Genomic DNA, 22,353 nt, shown 5'->3' with positions numbered 1-22,353 from the left:
TGATTTTCCTTCAATTCTTTTAGCTTGATGTATTTTGTTTAGTGAAAAAGGAGGCTGCTGAGGGCCTGAGTCAGTGTTTGTTGAGCTTCTAATTCGTGTTCAATGGCATCTTTGCTTCTCCACCCAATGAAGCCATCAGGGCGCACGAGTACGGCGCCGGTGGTTGGAATGCCATACATATCACAGAACCTGTTCTCTGCATCTATGAGATCGCCTGCATGGGGGGCAATCTGATAGCAATCTAATGCAATGTGTAATTGGTCCTGTACGTTGCGGGCTGCCTTCTTCCAGTGCTGTCCATCCGCTCCAACGAAGAGAACAGGGTGGAAGCCGAACAGGTCCCGCGTGGATACTGACTTTTCCTCTTGCTTGAGCATGAGATGAGGGGCGCGGGTGCCTGGTTGTCCCTGCCAGCGCTGCGCCTGCTGAGCCAGGGGAAGCTGCTCATCGCCTGCCTCATGTACAAATGCCCCATCGCGATAGCGATAGCCGCCATTGATGGTCCTGGCATCAACTGTGATCCCGGAGGAACCCTCGTTCTGGCGCTGCTGGGAGAGTAAGGCTACTTGCTCAGCGGTATAGTCGGCTATGGGGCGCCGCTCCTGATCATAGGTGGTGAGCAACTGCTCTCCGGCTTCTCCACGCAGGACGGCGGCGAGTTTCCAGGACAGATTGTACGCCTCAGCTATGCCGGTGTTGCCGCCGAGGCCACCGCTGGGAGGCTGGGTGCGCGCGGCATCACCAACCAGGAAGGCGCGTTCCAGCTGGAAGCGATCAGCCACCAGCGCGTTCATCTCCCAGGTAAGTGTAGTCTTGAGCTTTACCGGCAGATCAGAAATGCCCACTGCCGCCCGTATCAATTGGATGCAGCGCTCCTCGGGATAATCGGCTAGCGTCTCTTCATCCGCATCGTAGCCGACGTCCAGCCGGAACAGATCTGGCCGCACTGAAGAACCGGCATACGGAACGAATGATCCGATAGTGATGGTCTCGTTGCTGAGAAAGCACATGATGGCGTGCCGCTTATGAAAGAGTTCCATCAGGTCTGCCTCAAAGATCATACTGATGAATGTTCCCATGCTGCCCAGACCATGCTGGCCGATGCCGAGTTGCTTGCGGATCGGGCTCTGACTGCCATCGGCTATGATCGCGTACCGTGCGTGCACCGTACTTGTTTCCTGGCTGTTGCGCCTACGGATGGTGGCGATTACGCCATCCGTACCTTGCTCGAAGGTTACCAGTTCAGTATTAAAGCGCAGATCGCCGCCGAGCCGTTCGGCCTGTGACCGCAGTACCGGCTCTAACACATCCTGCGCGATGGCGCTGCCGCGTACGGGACTGCTGGGATCGGTAAACAGGGAATCGATATCTTCCTGCAGGCAGTCAAGTTCCTGTCCCACCAGGCTCTCCAGGAAGGGGACATTGGTGCCCTGCGGGATCTCCGGCTCGATCTTGCGAATCTCCTCCTCGATGCCGGCGAAGCGGAACATCTCCATCGTGGGCGGCATGAAGCCTGTCGCGCGTGGATGGATGGCGGTACCCGGATGACGCTCGACCAGCAGCGACGAAATGCCGTGCCTTGAGAGGAAGAGGGAGGCCGATAGACCGACCAGGCCGCCGCCTACGATCAGTACTGGTGTCGTTTCTATCCTGTCAGAATGCTGAGATGATGTATTCATTCGTGCTCCTCATAACGGTTATTTGTTGTCTGTATCTGCTATGAGGAATGGTACACTTCATGCGACCTGAACACAGTCTCCAAAGGGATACTTTCACATGGAGAGCAAATGGGAGTGTGATGGTAGCCAAAAGGATACCATCTTATCGAGTAGGGGAGCCAGGCGTATCAGAGTAAAGAGTAGTGCCGCGCATAGGCGATGGCCTGCGTTCTATTTTCCGCGCCCAGCTTGCTGCGGATGCTGGCGACGTGTTTCTTAGCCGTAGCAAGCGAGATTACCAGCTGCCGGGCAATCTCTTGATTGGATGCGCCTTCAGCCAGCAGCTGGAGGACCTCTAGCTCGCGTGGGGTGAGCGGCTCGGGAAGCTGCTGAGCCACGGTCTGGGCAGCGGACCTGGATATGGATAGTTCACTTGCCGCCGCCTCTTGTGGTCGCTGCTCTTCATTCGGGAAAGCTGTAAGCACATGCCGTGCATAAGCTGTAAGGGTCGGTGATAGGGGAGAAGACTCTGCTGGCTTATCCGACGTTGCAAGCAAGGTCTGAAGCGCCTGCCGCATTGGGGTTCCCGCGTCGAGAAAGACGCGTATATATCCCTCGGGCTCGGTTAAAGTGAGCAGTCGCCGGAGAACGCTGCAGGCCGCGCACGCATCACTTGGAGATTGTAATTGTAATGCGGCCACCTGAAGCGCCAGAATTGAGATGATACTCCCTGTCCGCTCAAAATGCTCAGCGCTGGCTAGCAATTTGTTGAGCCATTGCAAGGCGTCTGAGTAGCGTTTCTGTGCTAGATAGACGTGGGCCAGCGCCAGGTAGGCGCTTTCGCGACTGTAAGAGAGCGTCTCCAGATGATAAGAGGTGTTCTCCGCCCAGCTTGTGGCCTGCGGCAGATTGCCCTGTGCCAGCCACAAGTGAATCCAGGCGCTCTCAATCCAGGGGCGCATAAGCGGAATGCCAGCGGACCGGTTGTGACGCTCCATCTCGCGTATAACCTGTTCGGTTTTGGCCAGATCCCCCTGCGCAATATGGCAATGCACAAGCACCAGGTAAGAACCTATCAGAATATCCATATATTGCAAAGGGATTGTTTTATCAATAGCGCTCCGGGCGGCACTTTGAGCGATCTCAAGCTGGTTCCAGGTGTAGGCCAACTGAGCCTGGAAAAAATCGGGATAGGCGGCCAGAGGAGCTGGAACTCTCAGACCAGTCACCAACTGTTGTAGTTCCTGATTATACTCATTCGCTAATTGTAAGCGTCCGAGGGCGACCAGGGCAGCGATCAATCCCCAGAGATACTGGATCTTTAGATAACGATTCTGCGCCAGTTGAGGTGTCCTTATGATTCCTTGAATCGTATCCACCATGCGAGGAAAATCGCCCGCCATGCGCCAGGCGATGGCGAATGGCGCCAGCTTATATTGCTGCCACACGATATTATCATCCAGGGGCAGACGCTGTAACTGTTCCGCCACATTATTCAATTGCTCGGCGTTGCCATCAGAAAGTGCGCCCGCAACCAGGTTCCATGCCTTAAGGATCAATAGACGATTGTGCAGAAGATCGCGCTCACTGGAAGGGAGGGCTGTTTGATCTTCATTCTGCAGCAACTGTTCAACATCCGTCTGAAGCCGCTGAAGATATACTTTTTCTGCTTGTTGCTGATGAGAGAATGGGAACAGCATATTAAAGGCCAGCATATAGGTGGTCGTAAGGCGAGGATGCACACGCAGGATCCCGCGAGGCAGCAGCTTGATCCAGGTCAACAACGTTTTTAATTCACCCTGGAGATACAGACGTTCGATGCAATCCTCTAGAAGATCCGCCACAAACGAGAAATCCTGCGTGGCCAGCGCATGGGGTATCGCTTCATGAGGCCATTGCTGACGTTGATACCAGAGCGCCGCTGCGCGATGCAGGCGCCTTATCTGTTCCGGTTCGGTCATCTGCAGACGTGCCTGCAATACTTCACGAAAGAGCGTCTGGTAACGATACCAGCGCCGCTCCTCATCAAGAGGAATCAGAAAGAGATTGGCTCGCTCCAATGATTCCAGCATCCGCTGGCTGTCCGCATCACCGGTCAGAACCTGACAGATCTCCGCGCTCAGCTGATCAAGCACCGACGTATACAGCAGGAAGCGTTGTTGTGACTCGGATAACGCGGCAAGGACCTCTTCCTGCACATAGTCCAGGATAAAGCGGTGGCTGCCGGTGAACGTCTCAAGGAAGGCTGAGACATCCTTATGTCGTTGTAGAGAAAGCGCCGCCAATTGCAGTCCCGCGATCCACCCTTCCGTGCGCGATTGCAATTGACCAATCTGTTCTGCGGTCAGTTCTAAACCCATGCCACGAGTCAGAAACTGACCGGCCTCTTCCTTGCTCAAGCGTAAGTTCACTTCACCTATCTCAGTGATCTGCCCGCGTGCTCGCAGACGTGGCAGGGGTAGCTGTGGTTCATTACGGCTGGCCAGCAGCAAATGCAGATGGGGAGGGAGATTCTCCAGCAAGAACTGCAGCGACTCATGAATCGTTTGCTCTCGAATCAGGTGATAGTCATCAAGGATCAGGGTAGTCTCTTGTGGCAGTGCTGCCAGTTCATTGATCAACGCGTTTAGCGCACCGGTTTGCAGTGAAGGTTGTGGTGAATGGAGCATCGCCAGTGTGGTCTCCCCAACCTGAGCACCACCATGCCGAAACGCGGCAATCACATAAGTCCAGAAGCGCGTCGGATCATTATCCTGCTCACCAAGAGTCAGCCAGGCGATGCGACCGTTATACTGACGCGCCCAGACCGAGAGCAACGTCGTCTTACCAAAGCCCGCGGGCGTCGAGAGCAACGTCAATGGTACCAGGTGGCTCTGATCGAGGACCGAGAGCAGCTGCGCACGCTGCAGCAATAGCGGGCGCAGCGGGGGAATGGTGAGCTTGGTCACCAGTAGATCTGATTCAGGCATGTAAAGCTGCCTCTTTCTGATAAGTTCCTGGTTGTATGTGCAATGAAGCATGCATCGACCCTATTTTTTCATCAGCAAGTATACCTGAGATATATTCGATTGTTAATATTTACCCTGGCTTAGGATCACGCCAACATGTAGAGATGCGCGCACGGAGGGCAAGTAAGACATAAATTTTACGGTCGAGTTAAAATAAGTATTAAAAGTGCTTGACAGAGTTACGCAGGTGTGGCATAATCATCGAGCTGTCGAAACAAGACAATCACCCGCTTTTAGAGAGTGGATGCTCCTGTCCCTTTCGCTCCGATTGTGTCACGATAAGGTGGCTCCTCCGAGATGGCTATTATCTCATATGTATTCTCAACAAGATGTTGTGTTTATTTATTAGGAATGCCAGCGCTTTTTCAAGATGTTCACCCTGGCTTGCCAGGTGCGCAGCCGAGAAAAACGAGATTTCGGACGGCTCGCAAAAGTGGTCCCAGAACCGCTTGACAAAGCACAACGGATATGCGATACTACAGCACGTGAGACAAGCAAGCGAAAAAACATCAAGCGCCTGTCTCCTGGCAGAATGAAGGTTCTGCCGATGAAGTACCTTGACAACTGAAGAGTGGAAAGCAGAACAGCAACTGGAACAACAACACACAACGAACCAGTTCCTGTCAATTCGGAGGCTTGATGATCACCATCAAGTATCCATAATAATCTGCGAAACAAGCCAATGTTATGTAACTTGGCCATGATCGCAATTCACATGCAATTGCACATCACTGCTCTGTGATGTACACATAAAAATTGGATGGCGAGTTTGATCCTGGCTCAGGATAAACGCTGGCGGCGTGCCTAACACATGCAAGTCGAACGCCCTGTGCAAACAGGGAGTGGCGGACGGGTGAGCAACACGTGGGTTATCTGCCCTGGGGTGAGGAATACCGGCGAGAAATCGCCGACAATACCGCATAGCTTCGCAAGAAGAAAGCTCGCAAGAGCGCCCGAGGATGAGCCTGCGCTCGATTAGTTGGTTGGTGGGGTAATGGCCTACCAAGACTGCGATCGATAGCTGGTCTGAGAGGACGATCAGCCACACTGGGATTGAGAACGGCCCAGACTCCTACGGGGGGCAGCAGTGAGGAATTTTCGTCAATGGGGGCAACCCTGAACGAGCAACGCCGCGTGCAGGAAGAAGGTTTTCGGATCGTAAACTGCTTTTCTCTGGGACGAGAACGGACGGTACCAGAGGAATCAGCCTCGGCTAACTACGTGCCAGCAGCCGCGGTAATACGTAGGAGGCGAGCGTTGTCCGGAGTTACTGGGCGTAAAGCGCACGCAGGCGGTCAGGTAAGTCTGTGGTGACAGTCGTCGGCTCAACTGACGAAGTACTACGGAAACTGTCTGACTTGAGGGCTTCAGAGGGACACGGAATTCCGGGTGGAGTGGTGAAATGCGTAGATATCCGGAGGAACACCAAAGGCGAAGGCAGTGTCCTGGGAAGTACCTGACGCTCAGGTGCGAAAGCTAGGGGAGCGAACAGGATTAGATACCCTGGTAGTCCTAGCCGTAAACGATGACCACTAGACGTTGGGGGTATCGACCCCTTCAGTGTCGCAGTTAACACAATAAGTGGTCCGCCTGGGGAGTACGGTCGCAAGATTAAAACTCAAAGGAATTGACGGGGACCCGCACAAGCAGCGGAGCGTGTGGTTTAATTCGATGCAACGCGAAGAACCTTACCAAGGCTTGACATGAACCTGCACCAGCCGTAACGGGCTGTCCCTTCGGGGCGGGTTCACAGGTGCTGCATGGCTGTCGTCAGCTCGTGTCGTGAGATGTTGGGTTAAGTCCCGCAACGAGCGCAACCCCTGTCGTTAGTTGGATTTTTCTAGCGAAACTGCCGTTATAAGACGGAGGAAGGCGGGGATGACGTCAAGTCAGCACGGCCCTTACGCTTTGGGCGACACACACGCTACAATGGTCAGGACAAAGAGTTGCGAACCCGCGAGGGGGAGCTAATCTCGTCAAACCTGGCCTCAGTTCAGATTGGAGGCTGCAACCCGCCTCCATGAAGTTGGAGTTGCTAGTAACCGTAGGTCAGCACACTACGGTGAATACGTTCCCGGGTCTTGTACACACCGCCCGTCACACCACGAAAGTTGGCAACACTTGAAGCCGCTGGGCTAACCCATCTGGGAGGCAAGCGTCGAGGGTGGGGTCAGTGATTGGGGTGAAGTCGTAACAAGGTAGCCGTACCGGAAGGTGCGGCTGGATCACCTCCTTTCTAGGGAGCTTGAGCACGCGTCTGAAGACACTTCAGACATCTAAGCGTGTTCCACTTCCAGGTCGACCAGGACATTGGTACGATGCGTGTTGCCAGAAGCGACGCTGGTTTCCACTCTTGAGCTGTTGGGGTACAGCATCCCTTTCTACGGAAAACGGATGGCCAACAGTGCACCTGAACAACTGAAGATAGTATTCCTTCAATTTTGCTGAGCGAATGTATTGCCAGCCAGAGTTGAAGCAGAGGATCGATTTATTCTCGCAAAGAATAAGTCAAAGCATTCATAGTACATGATGAGATAAGAAGAGAACAAGCTACACAGAGTACGAGGTGGATGCCTTGGCGCTAAAGACCGAAGAAGGACGCGGAGACCGGCGAAACGTTCGGGGGGAGCTGCATACAAGCGATGAACCCCGAGAATCCGAATGAGGCAACTCCTCCAGAGTGATGTCTGGAGACCGCCTGCTGAACACATAGGCAGTGACGGGGGGCAGTGGGTGAACTGAAACATCTCAGTAACCCGACGAAGAGAAATCAACCGAGATTCCCGTAGTAGTGGCGAGCGAACCGGGAGGAGCCCAAACCGATGAACCTTCGGGTCCATCGGGGTTGTAGGACTAGCAACACAGGAGAGATTTCCACTTGAACGCGTTGGAAAGCGCGACCAGAGCGGGTGACAGTCCCGTAAAGGACGGAGAACTCGAATCGGCTAGGATCCTGAGTACCACGAGACACGTGCAATCTTGTGGGAAGCTGGGGGGACCACCCTCCAAGGCTACACATCTTTAGCGACCGATAGCGAACAAGTACCGTGAGGGAAAGGTGAAAAGCACCCCGAGAGGGGGATGAAAGAGACCCTGAAACCACGTACTCACCAGCAGTCAGAGGCCACTGTTCCACGAGGAACCAAGGGCTGATGGCGTGCCTTTTGTAGAATGATCCGGCGAGTGCATCGTCGTAGCCTGGTTAACCAGCGTTAAAGCTGGGGAGCCTCAGGGCAACCGAGTCTGAACAGGGCGAACGTTGCGGCGATGCGACCCGAAACCGTGTGAGCTATCCATGAGCAGAGTGAAGCGGATGTGACAGTCCGTCGAGGCTCGCACCCACCAGTGTTGCAAAACTGGGGGATGACTTGTGGATAGGGGAGAAATTCCAATCGAACACGGAGATAGCTGGTTCTCCCCGAAATGTATTGAGGTACAGCTGTATGATGAACTATCCTGGAGGTAGAGCTCTGAATGGGCTAGGGGCCTCGTGCAGGTTACCAAACCCAAGCAAACTGCGAATGCCAGGACAGCATGCATGCAAGTGAGACGGCGGGGGCTAAGCTTCGTCGTCAAAAGGGAAACAGCCCAGACCATCGGCTAAGGTCTCCAAGTATCCGCTGAGTGTAAAAGGGGGTCACAACGCCCAAACAGCCAGGATGTTGGCTTAGAAGCAGCCACCATTTAAAGAGTGCGTAATAGCTCACTGGTCGAGTGTCGTGGCACCGACAACGTACCGAGGCTGAAGCGGATTACCGAAGCCATGGAATCCATCCTAGATGGATTGGTAGGGGAGCGTTCTCCAGCAGAGAAGCCAGACCGTAAGGACTGGTGGAGCGAAGAGAAGTGAGAATGCCGGAATGAGTAGCGTCATGTCTGTGATAACCAGACACACCGAATGCCTGAGGGTTCCTGGGCACCGTCAAACGTCCCAGGGTGAGTCGGGTCCTAAGCCGAGGGCGTCATAGCCGTAGGCGATGGAAAGCAGGTCAGAGATTCCTGCACCGGAGATGCTCGTTATTGAGCAATGGGGGGACGCGGTAAGGAAGGTGAGCCCATCGATTGGACAGGATGGGTCTGTGCGGTGAAGTGCGAAGCCGAGGCAAATCCCGGCTTCCTGTGCATGACACGTGCAGCGAGCGGACGTCAGTTCGCGGAAGTCATCGGCCCCTAGGCCGCCAAGAAAAGCCTCTCGCCAGAGCTATCTCCGCCCGTACCGCAAACCGACACTGGTAGGCAGGGGGAACACTCCCCAGGTGATCGAGCGACCCTCTGTTAAGGAACTCGGCAAATTGACCCCGTACCTTCGGAAGAAGGGGTGCCCTAGTAGCGAGACTGGCTTGCCAGGAGCGTGAGGGGGTTGCAAGAAATTGGCTCAACCGACTGTTTACCAAAAACACAGGTCTCTGCGAACGCGAAAGCGGAAGTATAGGGGCTGACTCCTGCCCAGTGCCGGAAGGTTACGAGGAGCGGTGATCGTAGCTGCGAATCTAAGCCCCGGTGAACGGCGGCCGTAACTATAACGGTCCTAAGGTAGCGAAATTCCTTGTCGGGTAAGTTCCGACCCGCACGAAAGGAGTAACGAGTTGAGCACTGTCTCGACAGAGGACTCGGCGAAATTGAAGTACCCGTGAAGATACGGGTTACCCACGACAGGACAAAAAGACCCCGTGGAGCTTTACTACACCTTGACCTCGAAACGAGGCAGAGCGTGCGTAGCATAGGTGGGAGTCGGAGAACCTACCCTTGTGGGGGTGGGGGAGACGGCAATGAAATACCACTCTCGTTGTGTTTTGTTTCTCACACGTCACCGTGAGCCGGGACGTGGACAGGATCAGGCGGGTAGTTTGACTGGGGCGGTCGCCTCCCAAAGCGTAACGGAGGCGCCCAAAGGTTCCCTCAGGGTGGATGGACATCACCCATACAGAGTGTAAAGGCACAAGGGAGCTTGACTGCAAGACGGACAGGTCGAGCAGGGACGAAAGTCGGGCTTAGTGATCCCACATTCCCGAGTGGAAGGAGTGTGGCTCAACGGATAAAAGCTACCCCGGGGATAACAGGCTTATCTTGCCCAAGAGTTCACATCGACGGCAAGGTTTGGCACCTCGATGTCGGCTCGTCGCATCCTGGGGCTGGAGTAGGTCCCAAGGGTTGGGCTGTTCGCCCATGAAAGCGGCACGCGAGCTGGGTTCAGAACGTCGCGAGACAGTTCGGTCTCTATCCGTCGTGGGCGTAGGAGAATTGAGGGGCGTCATCTCCAGTACGAGAGGACCGAGATGGCTCGACCGCTGGTGTGCCAGTTGGCCTGCCCGGGCCAGAGCTGGATAGCTATGTCGAGAAGGGATAAGCGCTGAAAGCATCTAAGCGCGAAGCCGCACCCAAGACGAGTTCTCCCACTCTCTTGAAGAGTCAAGATCCCAGGAAGACGACCTGGTCGATAGACGACACGTGGACACCTGGTAACAGGCGGAGCGAAGTCGCCCTAATGATCGTACGGCTTGTTTCACCATTGTGTATCTTCATCGTGGACACATGCGTGCGTGTCTTCTGCTTCACGCTGGTTGGCAGCGCGCTCGGCAAAATTGAGGGAATACTATTTCCAGTTGTAATGTGCGATCCGCGCACACAGATAGACTTTACTCACGTCGAGTAAGGTCTTTTTTTGTCTGCTTTATCTGCTGGTGAAGAGGGAAGAGGCAGAAAGATAATCGGACGCGAGGTCCGAATCTAGGGGAAGGTGCGAGGATGTGGGCAACAAAAAACACCCGCGTGGGCGGGTGAGACGGCGACTTCCTATTTTCCCACGCAGTTGCCCACGCAGTATCATCGGGGAGGAAGAACTTAACTTCCGTGTTCGGGATGGGAACGGGTGTGCCCTCTTCGCTATTGTCACCAGCTCACCTGCACATACAGGCGTTCTTGATAGTTGATATATTACAATGTCTTTGCGCTTTTGTCAACCCCTTTTGAACGGCACTTTTGAAATTTACCTGCCTGTTTGCTGATTGGTATTTCTCTCGTGCAGCCAGGAATGAACATCGTCTATCTTCTTCACAATCTTCAGAAAAACTTTACAACCTCCTTAAAAATATTTCATGGCTATTTCAGAATATCACCCTATAGTATTACTATCGACAAAGAAGTGAGTGGTTGTAATGGTTTTGATGTCTGGAGATAAAATTATGTCATTCTATGATGAAAACACGCTCGATGGACAATCTGCTCTGCCCTACCGGTCATATGAGCAGTACGGACCATACGTAGATGCGGTGCCTTCCACCAAATATAGCCCAAACCCGTATTATCAGCAGAATCTGCAACAGGCGCTCCCGCCACCTGCCAGGACCGCTCCTTCTGAGAAGATTCCCGGGCGATCACCTCGTATGCCGAAGTCTGAGGCACTGGCCCTGGCACGAAGATGGAAACGAGCGTTGGTGGCCGGCTCTCTGGTGGCCTTTGGTGTGCTGAGCGGCCTGGTGTTCACCAATGCCGTGAGCGCGAATAGCAATCAGCAGACGCCTGCCAACAACAATAACAATAATACCAACGTTACTACGCCATCTGACAATGGCGGTTTCTTCAACGGCAACAACAATAATAACCAGGGTCAAGGTCAAGACCAGGGAGGTTATGGTTTTGGAAACAATAATTCCACACAGCAACCCGCCATTTCCGGCACCCATGCTTCCTGAGCCTGATTATGTGTTGCCAGGAGGAATGAAACGCTCACAGTTCCGGGCCATGGGTACGCTGGTCTCTTTCCTGTTACCCGAGGCGCAGTTTTCGCTGGGCGCGGAGATCATTCGCAACCTGTTCGAGTATTGGGAGCAGACGCTGAGTCGCTTCTTGCCGGACAGTGAGCTATCGCAGTTAAACAGGCTGGCAGGCAGACCAGTTGTGGTCAGCAAATTGCTTTTTACGGTGTTGAGCAGCGCGCTGGAGGCGGCCCGTTCCACCAACGGACTCTATGATCCTACCTTGCTCAACCAGCTGGTGCAACTGGGCTATGATCGTACCTTTGAAGAGGTCTCGGCGCAGTCAGCCGCCCCAACGGTCCGGATTGAGCCGGGCGGGCGCTGGCGCTCCATCCAACTGCAGCCATCTTTACGCCTGGTTCATATGCCCGTGGGTACCGGCATAGAGTTTGGCGGGATCGCCAAGGGGATGGCGGTGGATGCTGCGTTAGCAGCTTTGCGGCGCGAGAAAATCGAGACTGCCCTTGTGAATGCTGGTGGTGACCTGGCGGTCATGGGTACTCCTGCTGGCCTGCGGCAGTGGCCGATTGAGATTCAAGGCAAGACACGTACCTGGGTGGTCCCGTTCCATCATGGCGCTCTGGCAACCTCTGGTATCGGTCGCCGTCATTGGCGTCAGGGAGGCGAGCTGCGGCACCATTTGCTTGATCCCGGGACCGGCTTACCCGCCAGGACCCAACTCTGGTCCGTGACAGTTGCTGCTGCCCAGTGTAAGCAGGCGGAGGTGGCCGCCAAAGTGGCGTTCCTGCTGGGAATCGAGCAGGGGAGCGAGTTTCTCCGCCAGCATGGCCTGGCGGCCCTGTTGATCCTGCAAGACTGCTCCGCGCGTACCGTTGGCCCCTGGCCGCAGGAAGCTGGCAAGAAAGAGGTACAGCAATGTTGAATACAAGTGTATGGGAAGCGGTGACCTGGAATGTGGCGCGTGCCGGTGGCTTCACCGCGTTTTTCCTCTTGACACTGGCGGTAGCGCTGGGCCTGGCTCTGTCTTCTCACCTGCAGTCCAACCGCTGGCCGCGCCTGATTAATAACGAATTACACAATTTTGTCACGCTACTGGCACTCATCTTTACCGGCGTACACGTGCTGGCCGTCTGGCTAGATCCCTTTACGAAATTTGGCTGGAACGAGATGTTGATACCCCTGGCCAGCCACTACCGTCCCGTCTGGATGGCGCTGGGCATCGTTGGATTCTATATCGGCCTGGCCATTGGTCTCAGCACCTTGCTGCGTCCTATTATCGGCTATACCTGGTGGAGACGCCTGCATGTCCTGACGTTACTGCTGTATGCCCTCGTCATCGTACACGGGATCGCTACTGGCACCGATACCCGCACATGGTGGGGTAGCGCCATCTATGCCTTTAGTGTATTGCTGGTTGGTGGATTGCTGCTGGCTCGGCTGGTACGCCCGATCGGCGCTCGGCAGGGTCGACCACATCCCGTGCTGGCCCTGGCGACGGTGATACTGGTCGCGCTAGGTACCTTCTGGGCCGGGCTGGGACCCCTGCAGCCGGGCTGGGCGGCCACCGCGGCTACCCAGAGCAGCACGACGAATAGTGCTACAACGCAGACCGCCTTCCCACAGTCTTTCAGCGGCAATCTTGAGGGACAGGTGAGGCAGAATAGCTCGCGTTTCAGCGGCGAGGTTTCGATACGCATGAATATGGCGATCTCCAGCGGACCAGCTGGAAATGTGCAGGTATTCCTGCGAGGACAGGTAGCCAATGACAACACGCTATCGATCACCTCTTCATCGGTCGCACTTTTGAGCGATTCGGGCCAGCCCCTCTATACGGGCTCTCTAACGCAGTTTGATGCTTCTAACCAGTGGAATATGATCGCGAACTTAAATAGTACGGCCAACAACAGCCAGCTTCAGGTACAGATGAAGCTACAGGTAGATGATAGTGGCCAGGTAAGCGGCACCATCACGGGTGGCAATGGAGCTTCCTCCTCCCCCAATGGCAACATTTAATGTGGGCTCTTCTTTAGAGCAGCATTGATGCGTCAAAAAATACTGATGGCGAGGTCGGACACAATGTGCGATTACATATGTGTCCGACCTCGCCATCAGTATTGCAAGCGCTGCCAGCGCGAAAAATTATGTTGGCTGAAGCAAGAAGAATAATAACAGTGACTTTATATATCAGTTCAGTGCTAAGCACTTAAACCGTGACTTCCATGTACTTTGGTGGCAGGGACGCCCATGGCACTGAGCAGAAACTGCTCGTATGCTTCACGCAGCTTTGGATAGCGCAGCAGGAAGAAACCAGCGTACTCCTGTGTCAGCGCGCGTGGCTGACGCAGTAGATGCATATTGACTTCCTTTAAGAGTCGATTCCCTTTTTTGCCGTTGCAGTGTTTGCAGCAGGCAACCAGATTTTCCCATGTGCTCTGCCCACCACGCGAACGTGGAATAATGTGGTCGAGCGTCAGGTCGCGGCTCCGCTTGCCACAGTACTGGCAGGTTTCATCATCGCGCAGCAGGATATTGGTACGCGTGGGCTGCAGAACTACCCGTGGCACGCGCACGTTTGCCAGGAGTTGCACAATAACGGGACGCTCTAGCTCAAGACGACGTAACTGAATGCTCTCCTCGATCAATTCTCGAACATTCTCATCTACGAATGTCACTTTATGTTTTGACAGCAATACGATGAGACGGCGCTCCGGAATGACCGAGAGAGGTTGTAATGAGGAATTCAACACAAGAACAGGCATGAATGGCTTTCCTTCCTCTCTGTCAGAGCCGATGAATGACACATACAGACAGCGGAGGGAGAAAAAGGACGGATTCGTGCTGAAAGCCGATCCTGCAGCCCCTAACGCCGCCTGCGACGACTAGGTGGATAAGGTTGGGAGTGCATTGCATGTCCAGGAGAAACAGGCACAGCAGGGCTCCTTCTGCCCACCAGCGTTTGAGCACTTTCGGTACTCGCGATGGCGTGCAGACTCATCAGATAGCAGCCATTGATGCTGGCGGTGCTATAGATCTGATATCCCTGCATTCGATGATCTCCTTTGTGCCTGAGAATAAAAACTATGGCACATACTTCTGTCTGTTCGCACTAACGATCCTGATTGGATTTTGATGCTCCTGACCCCCGATGAGGGGAAGTATGTGCCATCCTGGTCGGGGTGAGAGGACTTGAACCTCCGACCTCAGCGTCCCGAACGCTGCGCGCTAGCCGACTGCGCTACACCCCGGTGACATTCATGCTATAAACCCACTGAACATTATCCACGAGCTGAGTCTACGCTTGACTGACAACGATGCAGATAATTACGCGTGAGCCGCGTTCCTGATCTGCTCACACATAGTATAGCACATCCCACAATCTTTTTACAAGTTCTCAGATTGCTTTTTACGGGGTTTTTCAAAAAAAATCGTTTTTCCCTTTTCCCGTTCCTGAGAGGTACAGAAGAACGGGAAAAGTTGTGTTTATCAGAGTATCTGCTTGACGAGTTTATCCGCCAGTTCTAGCGAATAATTCTGTCCACGGTCGTGTGGATAGATCTGGAACATGTTGGCGATCCACAGGTTGGGCAGCGGAGGCTGTAGATTGGGAATGTGCTGGCGGTAATCGGTGGTGACGATCGGCTGGGCATACGGAGCCGAGAAGAGCCAGCTCTCCTGTATCCAGTCCGTTTGAAAAGCGGGAGCCAGCTTTTGAATGGCGGGTGTGAACTCTTTGATCAGCTCTTCCTTATCTTTTTTGAAGATGGGATCATCCATGGGTCGATAGTTGCCGAGATAGACCAGGTGGCGACCACCATATTCGGCGGGATCGCGGAAGTTGGTGTGCTCAAAGATGCCGGTGAAGGGATAACCGCGGTCGCAGATGTTGATCCAGTAGCTATCGGTCAGCTTGTGATCCAGGGCCAGGATCAAGCAGTGGGCGCCGTAGGCCTGTCCCCAGTCGTACTTCTGACGGTACTCTTCGGGCAAAGCAGGAATCAATTTGCAGCTGAGCCGCGTTGGCAGAGTCGAGATGACGCGATCAAAGTCCCAGCTCCCCTGGTTGGTCTTGATGGTCCAACCTTGTTCTTTCTGGATTACCTCTTCAACGGTGGTGTTGAGCAGTACCTTGCCATCGTGCTGCGTGATATACTCCACCAGTCGTTCATAGACCAGCTGGAAGCCGCCGCGCACATAGCCGAGCTGGGACGTGCGATCGTGGATACGCGCCCAGAACCAGGGGAGGGCGATCTGATCGTAGAGTTTGCCAAACTTACCGACGAAGAGTGTCTCAAAGATCATCTGGTAGGGACGCGCGCCCATCCAGCGGCGCAGCCAGGGATCGGCGGTCTTCCCCTCCAGCCAGGAGGGGTTGGCGGCCTTGAGAAAGGCCAGCGTCGCTCCCACACGCAGACGCTCATACATCGTCAGGGGTTTGAACTTGAGTAGCGAAATAGGATCATCCAGCTGGTGATTCTCGCCACCGACCATGCTCACGGTACGTGGATGCTGCCACTCCAGGCGATCCCCCAATCCTAATTCTTCAATGACTTGAATCGCCATCTTATCAGACCGGAAAATATGGTGATAAAATTTTTCGAGCCAGGTATCCCCAACCTTGAAGCTCGAAGCCAGGCCACCAGCCATTCCTTCACGTTCAAAGACCATCACTGAATGACCGGCCTGGGTGAGCCGGTATGCAGCCATTAATCCTAACGCACCGCCACCGAGCACCGCGTATTCCATGCTATTAATCCTCGCTACGCTTCTTCTTTTTAAATTCACAAAAACTTACATCATGAGTACAATGATATCCTGTTATCATTCTATCATACACCTTTAATTGCGCGAATATGGATATGACTATTTGAGTAGCCTTGCTCGTTCGTCATATGATGTGGGAAAAGTAAACGAACAGAAAAGTTGAGTAAAAAAGTCGATGGTATTGACCGATGTTGCACCGATCCTGGTCTGTCCCGTGTGTAGAATGCCGCTGAACTTCGAGCAGGCGGCGCTGCGTTGCGAGCGTGGCCATGCGTTTGATGTGGCGAAAGAGGGATATGTAAATCTGCTGCGTAAGAAGCTTCCTGGGGACACAAAAGATATGGTGGTGGCGCGGCGTGCCTTCTTTGACCAGGGTTACTATGAACCTGTCTCAGACCTGTTGAATAGACTGTTAGGGATGCACCTCCCGGCTACTATTGAAGGACCACTGCGTATTATGGACGCGGGCTGTGGTGAGGGCTATTATTTGGCTCGCCTGCAGCAAGCACTGAAGGATAAATATGGACAGGTGCACGGCGTAGGCATCGATATTTCTAAAGATGCGATTCGCCTTGCGGCCAGGCGTTATGCAGAATCTTTTTTCCTGGTGGCCAACCTTAAGGAGGAGCTACCACTGGCCGACGCGGCGCTGAGCAGCATGGTCAATGTGTTCGCGCCCCGCAACGTTGCTGAATATGCCCGTGTACTGCAGCCCGGCGCACCCCTGCTGATTATCATTCCTGGCTCACACCATCTGGAAGAGCTGCGTCATTCGTTACACCTGTTGAATATCGAAGAAAATAAGCAGCAACACGTCATTGAGCAGTTCGCCAGCACTTTCGATCTGCTGGCGCTACACACCCTGACCTATAAGCTGGAGCTACAACAAGGCGAGATTGAACAGCTTGTGATGATGACACCTAATTACTGGCATCAGTCGACCGAGAGCCAGGTGCGCCTGGCTGAACTGGTCGAATTCACCACCACGGTTGATTTTGTCTGCCTGGTCTTTCAGCGGAAACTTTCAGTATCTGAATAGAAGTGTTTTTTATTATGACAATACCAGAATTATCCTTTGAATCTGATTGGTCACGCCCCCGGTGTGAAGAGGGACGGTCCTGGCGCCTAGAACCTGTCATCGAACCGGAGCGCCAGCGATTCTTGCGCGAGCGCCTCACTGTGGTGCCCGATATCTCTCTGGGACGCTATCCTTTTCGCGACCAGCCGCTGACACGGGCCGATGTGGAGTGGTTGCTATCTATCCATGAGCAGGAGCGGGGTCCTGTGGACTGGCGCGTGCTGGAACAGCGAACCCGCTGGGGACTGGATCTGCGCGGCGCCGACCTGCGCGATGTGGATCTGAGCCATCTCCCCCTTTCACGCCTGCTGGCTGGCCTGGCCTGGGCCGACTGGCTGCCCGCCAACGATGAAGAGCGCGAGTGGGCCCGTGCCCATCTGGAGGGAGCTCTGCTGGATGGCGCGCAGTTGCAGGGTGCGGCCCTCAACGGGACTTACTTAAATGGCGCCAGTCTGTGCGAGGCCTCTCTGGGACTGGCCGAACTGGGTGGCGCCAACCTGGAGGGCACAATGCTGAAGCGCGCCTTTCTGTGCGAGGCCAACCTGATCGGCGCCCATATCAATGGTGCCTGCCTGAGCGGTGCCGATCTGAGCGGAGCCTATCTGGTTGGCGCGCATCTGCGCGGGGCGGACCTCAGCCGCGCCACCGTCTCCCATGCCGACTTCAGCTATGTCCATTTTGAGTATGCGGACCTGAGCGCGCTCTATGCGGCCGAAACCAATTTCGGCGGCGCCTATCTCCAATGCGCCGACCTCTCCGGAGCGGTTCTGACCGGCAGCGACATGGGCGGCGTCCACCTGGAGGGAGCCAACCTGATTCGCGCCCACCTGGAGATCGTCTCCCTCACCGGTCGCTACCCCGCCCACCTGGAAGGCGCAGATCTGCGTGGCGTCCATCTTGAGGGCGCCAACCTGCGGCAGGGGTATCTGCTTGGCGCGGACCTGCGCGGCGCCCACCTGGAAACGGCCGATCTCAGCCACGCCTGTCTGTCTGGCGCCAACCTCTACGGCGCCCACCTGGAAGGCGCGCGCCTTCACCACACCCACTGCGGTCCTCTTGAGGTAGACGAAGATGAACTCGCGCGCCTCCAGGTCTGGCTATCCCAATTCACCGCCAACCAACCCCCAACCATCCTTGAACATACCATATTAATATAAGCGAAGTTACCTGGTAATATAAGTGAAGTTGTTCGGCATGCGCACAGCGCATGCCGAACAACTTCACTTATATTAAAAAAAGATTGGGGGCGTCAGCGCCCCCAGGCAACGGGAAACACTACGCGCTTACAGCGCTAAATGATAAACTTCCCATTTTCATAGCAGAGCTCGCCATCGGCGAACACCTTCCCCTCGTGCAGGTCACAGACCATGTCCCAGTGCAGGCCGGACTCGTTAGTCGAACCAGTTTCGGGATAGCCAGCACCCAGCGCCATGTGCATAGTGCCACCGATCTTTTCATCAAAGAGGATCTCTTTGGTGAAGCGCTGCACGTTATAGTTGAGGCCGAAGGCCACCTCGCCCAGATAGCGGGAACCGGCGTCCATATTGAGCATGGCATCGAGGAAGTCTTTTCCCCGTCCGGCGCTGCTCTCGACTACCTTGCCATCTTTAAAGACCAGACGTACATTTTCGACCTCGTTACCGTTGTAGACCGCGGGATAGGTGAAGCTGACATAGCCGTTGACCGAGTTCTCGATCGGCCCGGTGAACACCTCGCCGTCCGGAAAATTCTTGTCCCCTGCGCAGTTGATCCATTTGCGACCGGCGACGCGGTAGGTGAGATCGGTGCCAGGGGCAACGATATGGATCTCATCGTGTTGATCCAGGTAATCGACGATATGCTGCTGATCTGCCTGCACTTTTTTCCAGGCGGCTACCGGATCATCCTGGTCGAGCAGACCGGCGTTAAAGACAAAGTCTTCATATTCGCTCAGCGACATACCGGCATCCATGGCATGGGCTTGCGTAGGATAGAGGGTGAGAGACCAGCGTAGATCATTGGTGGCGGAACGCTCCATGAAGCGTTTGGCGATCCCCGCCTGGGCCGCGCTATGCGCCGCCATCTTCTGTGGATCGATATGGCTCAGCGCCCTGGTGTTTTCGTCGGCGATGATGGTGAATTGCGCATCGAAGTGGTTGATCTGAAATTCCGCGACCGGCGAAATGTACTGGATCTGCTCCTCACCGCTTTCCTTAAAGAAAATCTCTTCCATTCCATCCAGTGTGATAGATGGTGTAACGTGGGCACCGGCACGAATGGCTTCGCGATAAATCTCCTTGATCAATGGAGCAGCAATCGCAGGTCCTTTTAAGGAAAAGGTCTCGCCCGGCTGAAGGGCTAGCGAGTAGTTAACCAGTACTTTTGCCAGCTTCTGTAAGCGTGGATCTGCCATGCTTTTTCCTTTCTATTATCCACATTTATCGCAAACTATATGCTATAGATGAGAGAATGTAAATAGTTAGCTGTACCATAATGGGCTAGTATTGATAAAAACTGGGACAGGCATCCTAGCGAACTTTGCGTTACTAATTCTGTATGATATACTAAACCCGTTGTCCCAGTAATGCTCAATCCTTATAATGGGATCATCTAAATTCCGAGCATCCAGACTGAGCTCAGGTGCAACCACTCTGTCACCTGACAAAATGGCATACACCACACGGTAATTTTATTTCTTTGTCTGGATGGCAGCAAGCTTAGATTCCAACCATGTGTTTCTGGTGAGGAATTGAAGGGAGAGCGAACCGTGACTACACAGCCCACTTCAGATAGAACCGCCGCTGGGACTGAAGCTTTTTCAGGCCAGTCTGTGAAGCAGCGCAACAGTGGTAATCTGCTGGCCACGCAGGGGTATGTGGTCGGCATCGAATTAAGTGGTAGTGGAGCGCGTCAATCTGTGGCCCTGGCAGATCTTAATGGTAATATTTTGCATCGTGTTCGCCGTCCCCAGGAATATGTTCCCGATAGCCAATCTGTGTTGCAGTTGCTCGATGAAATGATTGCTGAGGTGACGAAGCCGGATCATTTGCGCGCCGGGCGCATCCTACGCGTCGGTGTGGCGGTGGGAGGGTTGGTCGATGCCAAATCGGGTGTTGTGAGGCGTCTCCATCATGCACACGGTTGGAATGATTTCCCGTTGCAGGACTATTTTTCCGAAAAGTTAGGCGTGCCGTGTATTATTGATAATAATGCGAATGCGGCTGCGCTGGCAGAAGTGGTACATGGCATTGGTCGTGGCGAGCGAGCGGTTTTGTATATCGGACTTGGGCGTGGGATTGGTGGTGGGCTGGCGGTGAATGGTCGTATCTATCATGGCGCGACCGGCACGGCTGGCGAGGTCGGCCATATCGTCGTGAAGGAGGATGGTCCCCTCTGCTCCTGCGGCGGCCGGGGACACCTGGAAGCGATCGCGTCGGCCTATGCGATTGTGCGCACGATGATCGGCCTCTCTATAGAATATCCTGAGACCGAAGCGGCTATCCGCCGGGTGACCGACGGCCGCGCCGAACGCATTACTGTTGAACAAATATTTAAGCTAGCAGCTGAAGGAGACCAGATAGCTCAGCGGGTTGTACATGATGTTCGTACCTATCTGGGTCTGGCTCTGGCTAACATCGTGCAACTGGTAAATCCTAGCATGATCATTCTAGGTGGTCCAGGGGCCAGTGCGGGCGAGCTTTTGATCGCGCCGTTAAGGGAACGTATTCAGGAGTTGTGTCTTCCTGAGGCAAGTCAATCATTGAGTATCGCCCAGAGCAGCCTCGGATCGGAGGCCCCGCTCGTGGGTGCAGTTACATTAGCGTTACAAGACCTATAATGCTTATGACATTCAGATTGTCATGTTGTGTTTGGAGCTTGAACACTCACTTATCTGGATGCAAGGAAGTATAAGTGCGTAATCTTGAGAGGCTTACAGTGGAAACAGGCCGGGTCATTCAAAGACGCTACCTGCTACAGCGTTTGGTACAACAGGGGCAAACCTGTACTGTCTACCAGGGGTTCGACCAGGTATTGCAACGAGTTGTCGCGATAAAGTCAGCGGCAACCGAGCATATTCCAGCGTATCGTGCTGCGATTCGTGCGACCGCGCAATTTGCACATCCCAATATCATTGACATCTACGACCTGATCGTTGAACCTGAAGCGTTGTATATTGTGCAGGAATACGTGGATGGTGATGATTTTGGCACGTTGCTGCAATCACAACTCTCTCCTTATTATGTGGTTGACCTGGGCGTGCAGGTCTGTCAGGCCCTGATGTACGCGGGCACCCCTGTGCGTAAGGTCTGTCATGGCGACCTGACACCATCGGCGATTATTCGCGATCGTCGTGGAGCGGTGCGGGTAAATAACTTCGCTTTGCCGACCGATATGCTGTATTTTACGGCGTGGAATAATATCGGGGGCGGTGGTAGCCCCGTTGTGGCCGATCCAGAACTGGCTCCAGGTGTGATCAGTGATGGGCGCCGGGCCGACGATACCCGCGCCGTGGGATTATTGCTCTATCAACTGCTAGCGGGCCGCAATCCCGACGCGCGCGCCATAGAGCCACCGGTCGATGGCCGTTTGCGCTTTATGCGTAACGCTCCTCCTGAACTGTGTGAACTTATCGCACGTACGGTTGTGCGCCAGCATCCTCAATATATTTCTACTCCAGAAGCTTTGCACGCCGAACTGAGGGCGCTGGCCGAGACTTTAGAGCCACCCGCACCTCCCATCTCATCCGGCCAGCTGGCACCCGCTTACCAGGTAAAAGATGACGCAGCGCTACGGGTGCCGCAGCCACAATTCGCGCGAGGACGTTCCACTGGTCTGTTGAGTCAACCACCGGGTGGTGCCCGCGAAGTTGTTCGCTCTGGTGCCGATTATGCTTCTATTTCCGAGCCCAATAGGCAGATGGTGATGGTGGAGCAAAATGATGCTCCAACCTCGTTTGATACGACCATGAGCGCCAAGCTGGCGGCTGCCCGCCAGGCAGCCTATGAGACGGATGCCCAGCCCAAACGTGTCAATATGCCACTGCTCCTTCTGTTGGGCTTGTTGCTCTTTGCCCTCTTCTTTGGCATCGGCTACTATCTCTCAACCGTTATCATTCATTAATCAGTGCTATTTATCGCGGCGCCCGGTCTGAT

13 protein-coding genes, 1 tRNA gene and 3 rRNA genes are annotated in these 22,353 nt (G+C 54.4%); 9 read left to right on the top strand and 8 right to left on the bottom strand.

Translation table 11 applies throughout. The features are described 5' to 3' along the window. Positions 1–38: 38 nt before the first annotated feature. Positions 39–1,679, bottom strand: a complete 1,641-nt coding sequence (locus tag KTT_RS10600; RefSeq protein WP_126595945.1) for an FAD-dependent monooxygenase — start codon at positions 1,677–1,679, stop codon at positions 39–41. Between the two features lie 167 nt (positions 1,680–1,846). Continuing rightward, positions 1,847–4,627, bottom strand: a complete 2,781-nt coding sequence (locus KTT_RS10595) for a winged helix-turn-helix domain-containing protein (RefSeq protein ID WP_160145788.1) — start codon at positions 4,625–4,627, stop codon at positions 1,847–1,849. A gap of 796 nt (positions 4,628–5,423) precedes the next feature. On the opposite strand from KTT_RS10595, the gene KTT_RS10590 reads away from it, so the two are divergent. Next, positions 5,424–6,902, top strand: a 16S ribosomal RNA gene (locus tag KTT_RS10590). 307 nt (positions 6,903–7,209) lie between these two features. Then, a 23S ribosomal RNA gene (locus KTT_RS10585) occupies positions 7,210–10,172 on the top strand. A 274-nt stretch (positions 10,173–10,446) separates the two neighbouring features. On the opposite strand, the gene rrf is transcribed toward KTT_RS10585, so the two are convergent. After that, positions 10,447–10,563: ribosomal RNA gene (rrf, locus tag KTT_RS10580) — 5S ribosomal RNA — on the bottom strand. A gap of 285 nt (positions 10,564–10,848) precedes the next feature. On the opposite strand from rrf, the gene KTT_RS36145 reads away from it, so the two are divergent. From KTT_RS36145 to KTT_RS10570, 3 genes are read left to right on the top strand one after another with little or no spacing between them, the layout of a single operon-like run. Beyond that, positions 10,849–11,358: a hypothetical protein gene (locus tag KTT_RS36145; protein WP_160145787.1), complete on the top strand. Its 510-nt coding sequence runs from the start codon at positions 10,849–10,851 to the stop codon at positions 11,356–11,358. Further along, entirely contained in the window at positions 11,303–12,304 is a 1,002-nt protein-coding gene (locus KTT_RS10575; RefSeq protein ID WP_160145786.1) for an FAD:protein FMN transferase, read from the top strand. Before KTT_RS36145 ends, KTT_RS10575 begins: the two co-directional genes overlap by 56 nt. Next, on the top strand, positions 12,298–13,395 hold the full coding sequence (locus KTT_RS10570) for a ferric reductase-like transmembrane domain-containing protein (RefSeq protein WP_126595942.1): 1,098 nt from the start codon (positions 12,298–12,300) through the stop codon (positions 13,393–13,395). Before KTT_RS10575 ends, KTT_RS10570 begins: the two co-directional genes overlap by 7 nt. A 182-nt stretch (positions 13,396–13,577) precedes the next feature. Here KTT_RS10570 and KTT_RS10565 read toward each other — a convergent pair whose 3' ends face one another. The 4 genes from KTT_RS10565 to KTT_RS10550 all read right to left on the bottom strand — a co-directional run bounded on the left by KTT_RS10565 (position 13,578) and on the right by KTT_RS10550 (position 16,125). Then, the gene (locus KTT_RS10565; protein ID WP_126595941.1) at positions 13,578–14,141 is read right to left on the bottom strand and encodes an HNH endonuclease; all 564 of its coding nucleotides are present in this window, start codon (positions 14,139–14,141) and stop codon (positions 13,578–13,580) included. A gap of 101 nt (positions 14,142–14,242) precedes the next feature. Further along, a complete protein-coding gene (locus KTT_RS10560) occupies positions 14,243–14,428 on the bottom strand; it encodes a hypothetical protein (protein WP_126595940.1) in 186 nt (61 codons plus the stop codon). Positions 14,429–14,550: 122 nt separating this feature from the next. Beyond that, positions 14,551–14,627 (bottom strand) — tRNA-Pro (locus KTT_RS10555). A gap of 238 nt (positions 14,628–14,865) precedes the next feature. Continuing rightward, positions 14,866–16,125 carry an NAD(P)/FAD-dependent oxidoreductase gene (locus KTT_RS10550; protein WP_126595939.1) on the bottom strand — a complete coding sequence of 420 codons (1,260 nt, stop codon included), beginning with the start codon at positions 16,123–16,125 and terminating at the stop codon, positions 14,866–14,868. Positions 16,126–16,318: 193 nt separating this feature from the next. Here KTT_RS10550 and KTT_RS10545 point away from each other — a divergent pair, with 193 nt between their 5' ends. Further along, on the top strand, positions 16,319–17,182 hold the full coding sequence (locus KTT_RS10545) for a putative RNA methyltransferase (protein WP_126595938.1): 864 nt from the start codon (positions 16,319–16,321) through the stop codon (positions 17,180–17,182). Between the two features lie 14 nt (positions 17,183–17,196). Next, entirely contained in the window at positions 17,197–18,378 is a 1,182-nt protein-coding gene (locus KTT_RS10540) for a pentapeptide repeat-containing protein (RefSeq protein ID WP_126595937.1), read from the top strand. A gap of 134 nt (positions 18,379–18,512) precedes the next feature. On the opposite strand, the gene KTT_RS10535 is transcribed toward KTT_RS10540, so the two are convergent. Next, positions 18,513–19,613 (bottom strand): aminopeptidase, encoded by a 1,101-nt coding sequence (locus tag KTT_RS10535; protein ID WP_126595936.1) that lies wholly within the window; start codon positions 19,611–19,613, stop codon positions 18,513–18,515. A gap of 354 nt (positions 19,614–19,967) precedes the next feature. On the opposite strand from KTT_RS10535, the gene KTT_RS10530 reads away from it, so the two are divergent. Both KTT_RS10530 and KTT_RS10525 read left to right on the top strand, forming a co-directional pair. Further along, entirely contained in the window at positions 19,968–21,038 is a 1,071-nt protein-coding gene (locus tag KTT_RS10530) for an ROK family protein (RefSeq protein ID WP_160145785.1), read from the top strand. Between the two features lie 74 nt (positions 21,039–21,112). Continuing rightward, complete coding sequence (locus KTT_RS10525; RefSeq protein ID WP_126595934.1) at positions 21,113–22,321, top strand: protein kinase domain-containing protein; 1,209 nt, start codon at positions 21,113–21,115, stop codon at positions 22,319–22,321. Positions 22,322–22,353: the final 32 nt, after the last annotated feature.

This window comes from Dictyobacter aurantiacus, from assembly GCF_003967515.1.
Classification (GTDB): domain Bacteria; phylum Chloroflexota; class Ktedonobacteria; order Ktedonobacterales; family Ktedonobacteraceae; genus Dictyobacter; species Dictyobacter aurantiacus.
The sequence above is the reverse complement of the archived record's forward strand: the minus strand, read 5'-3'. Positions and strand labels throughout refer to the sequence as shown.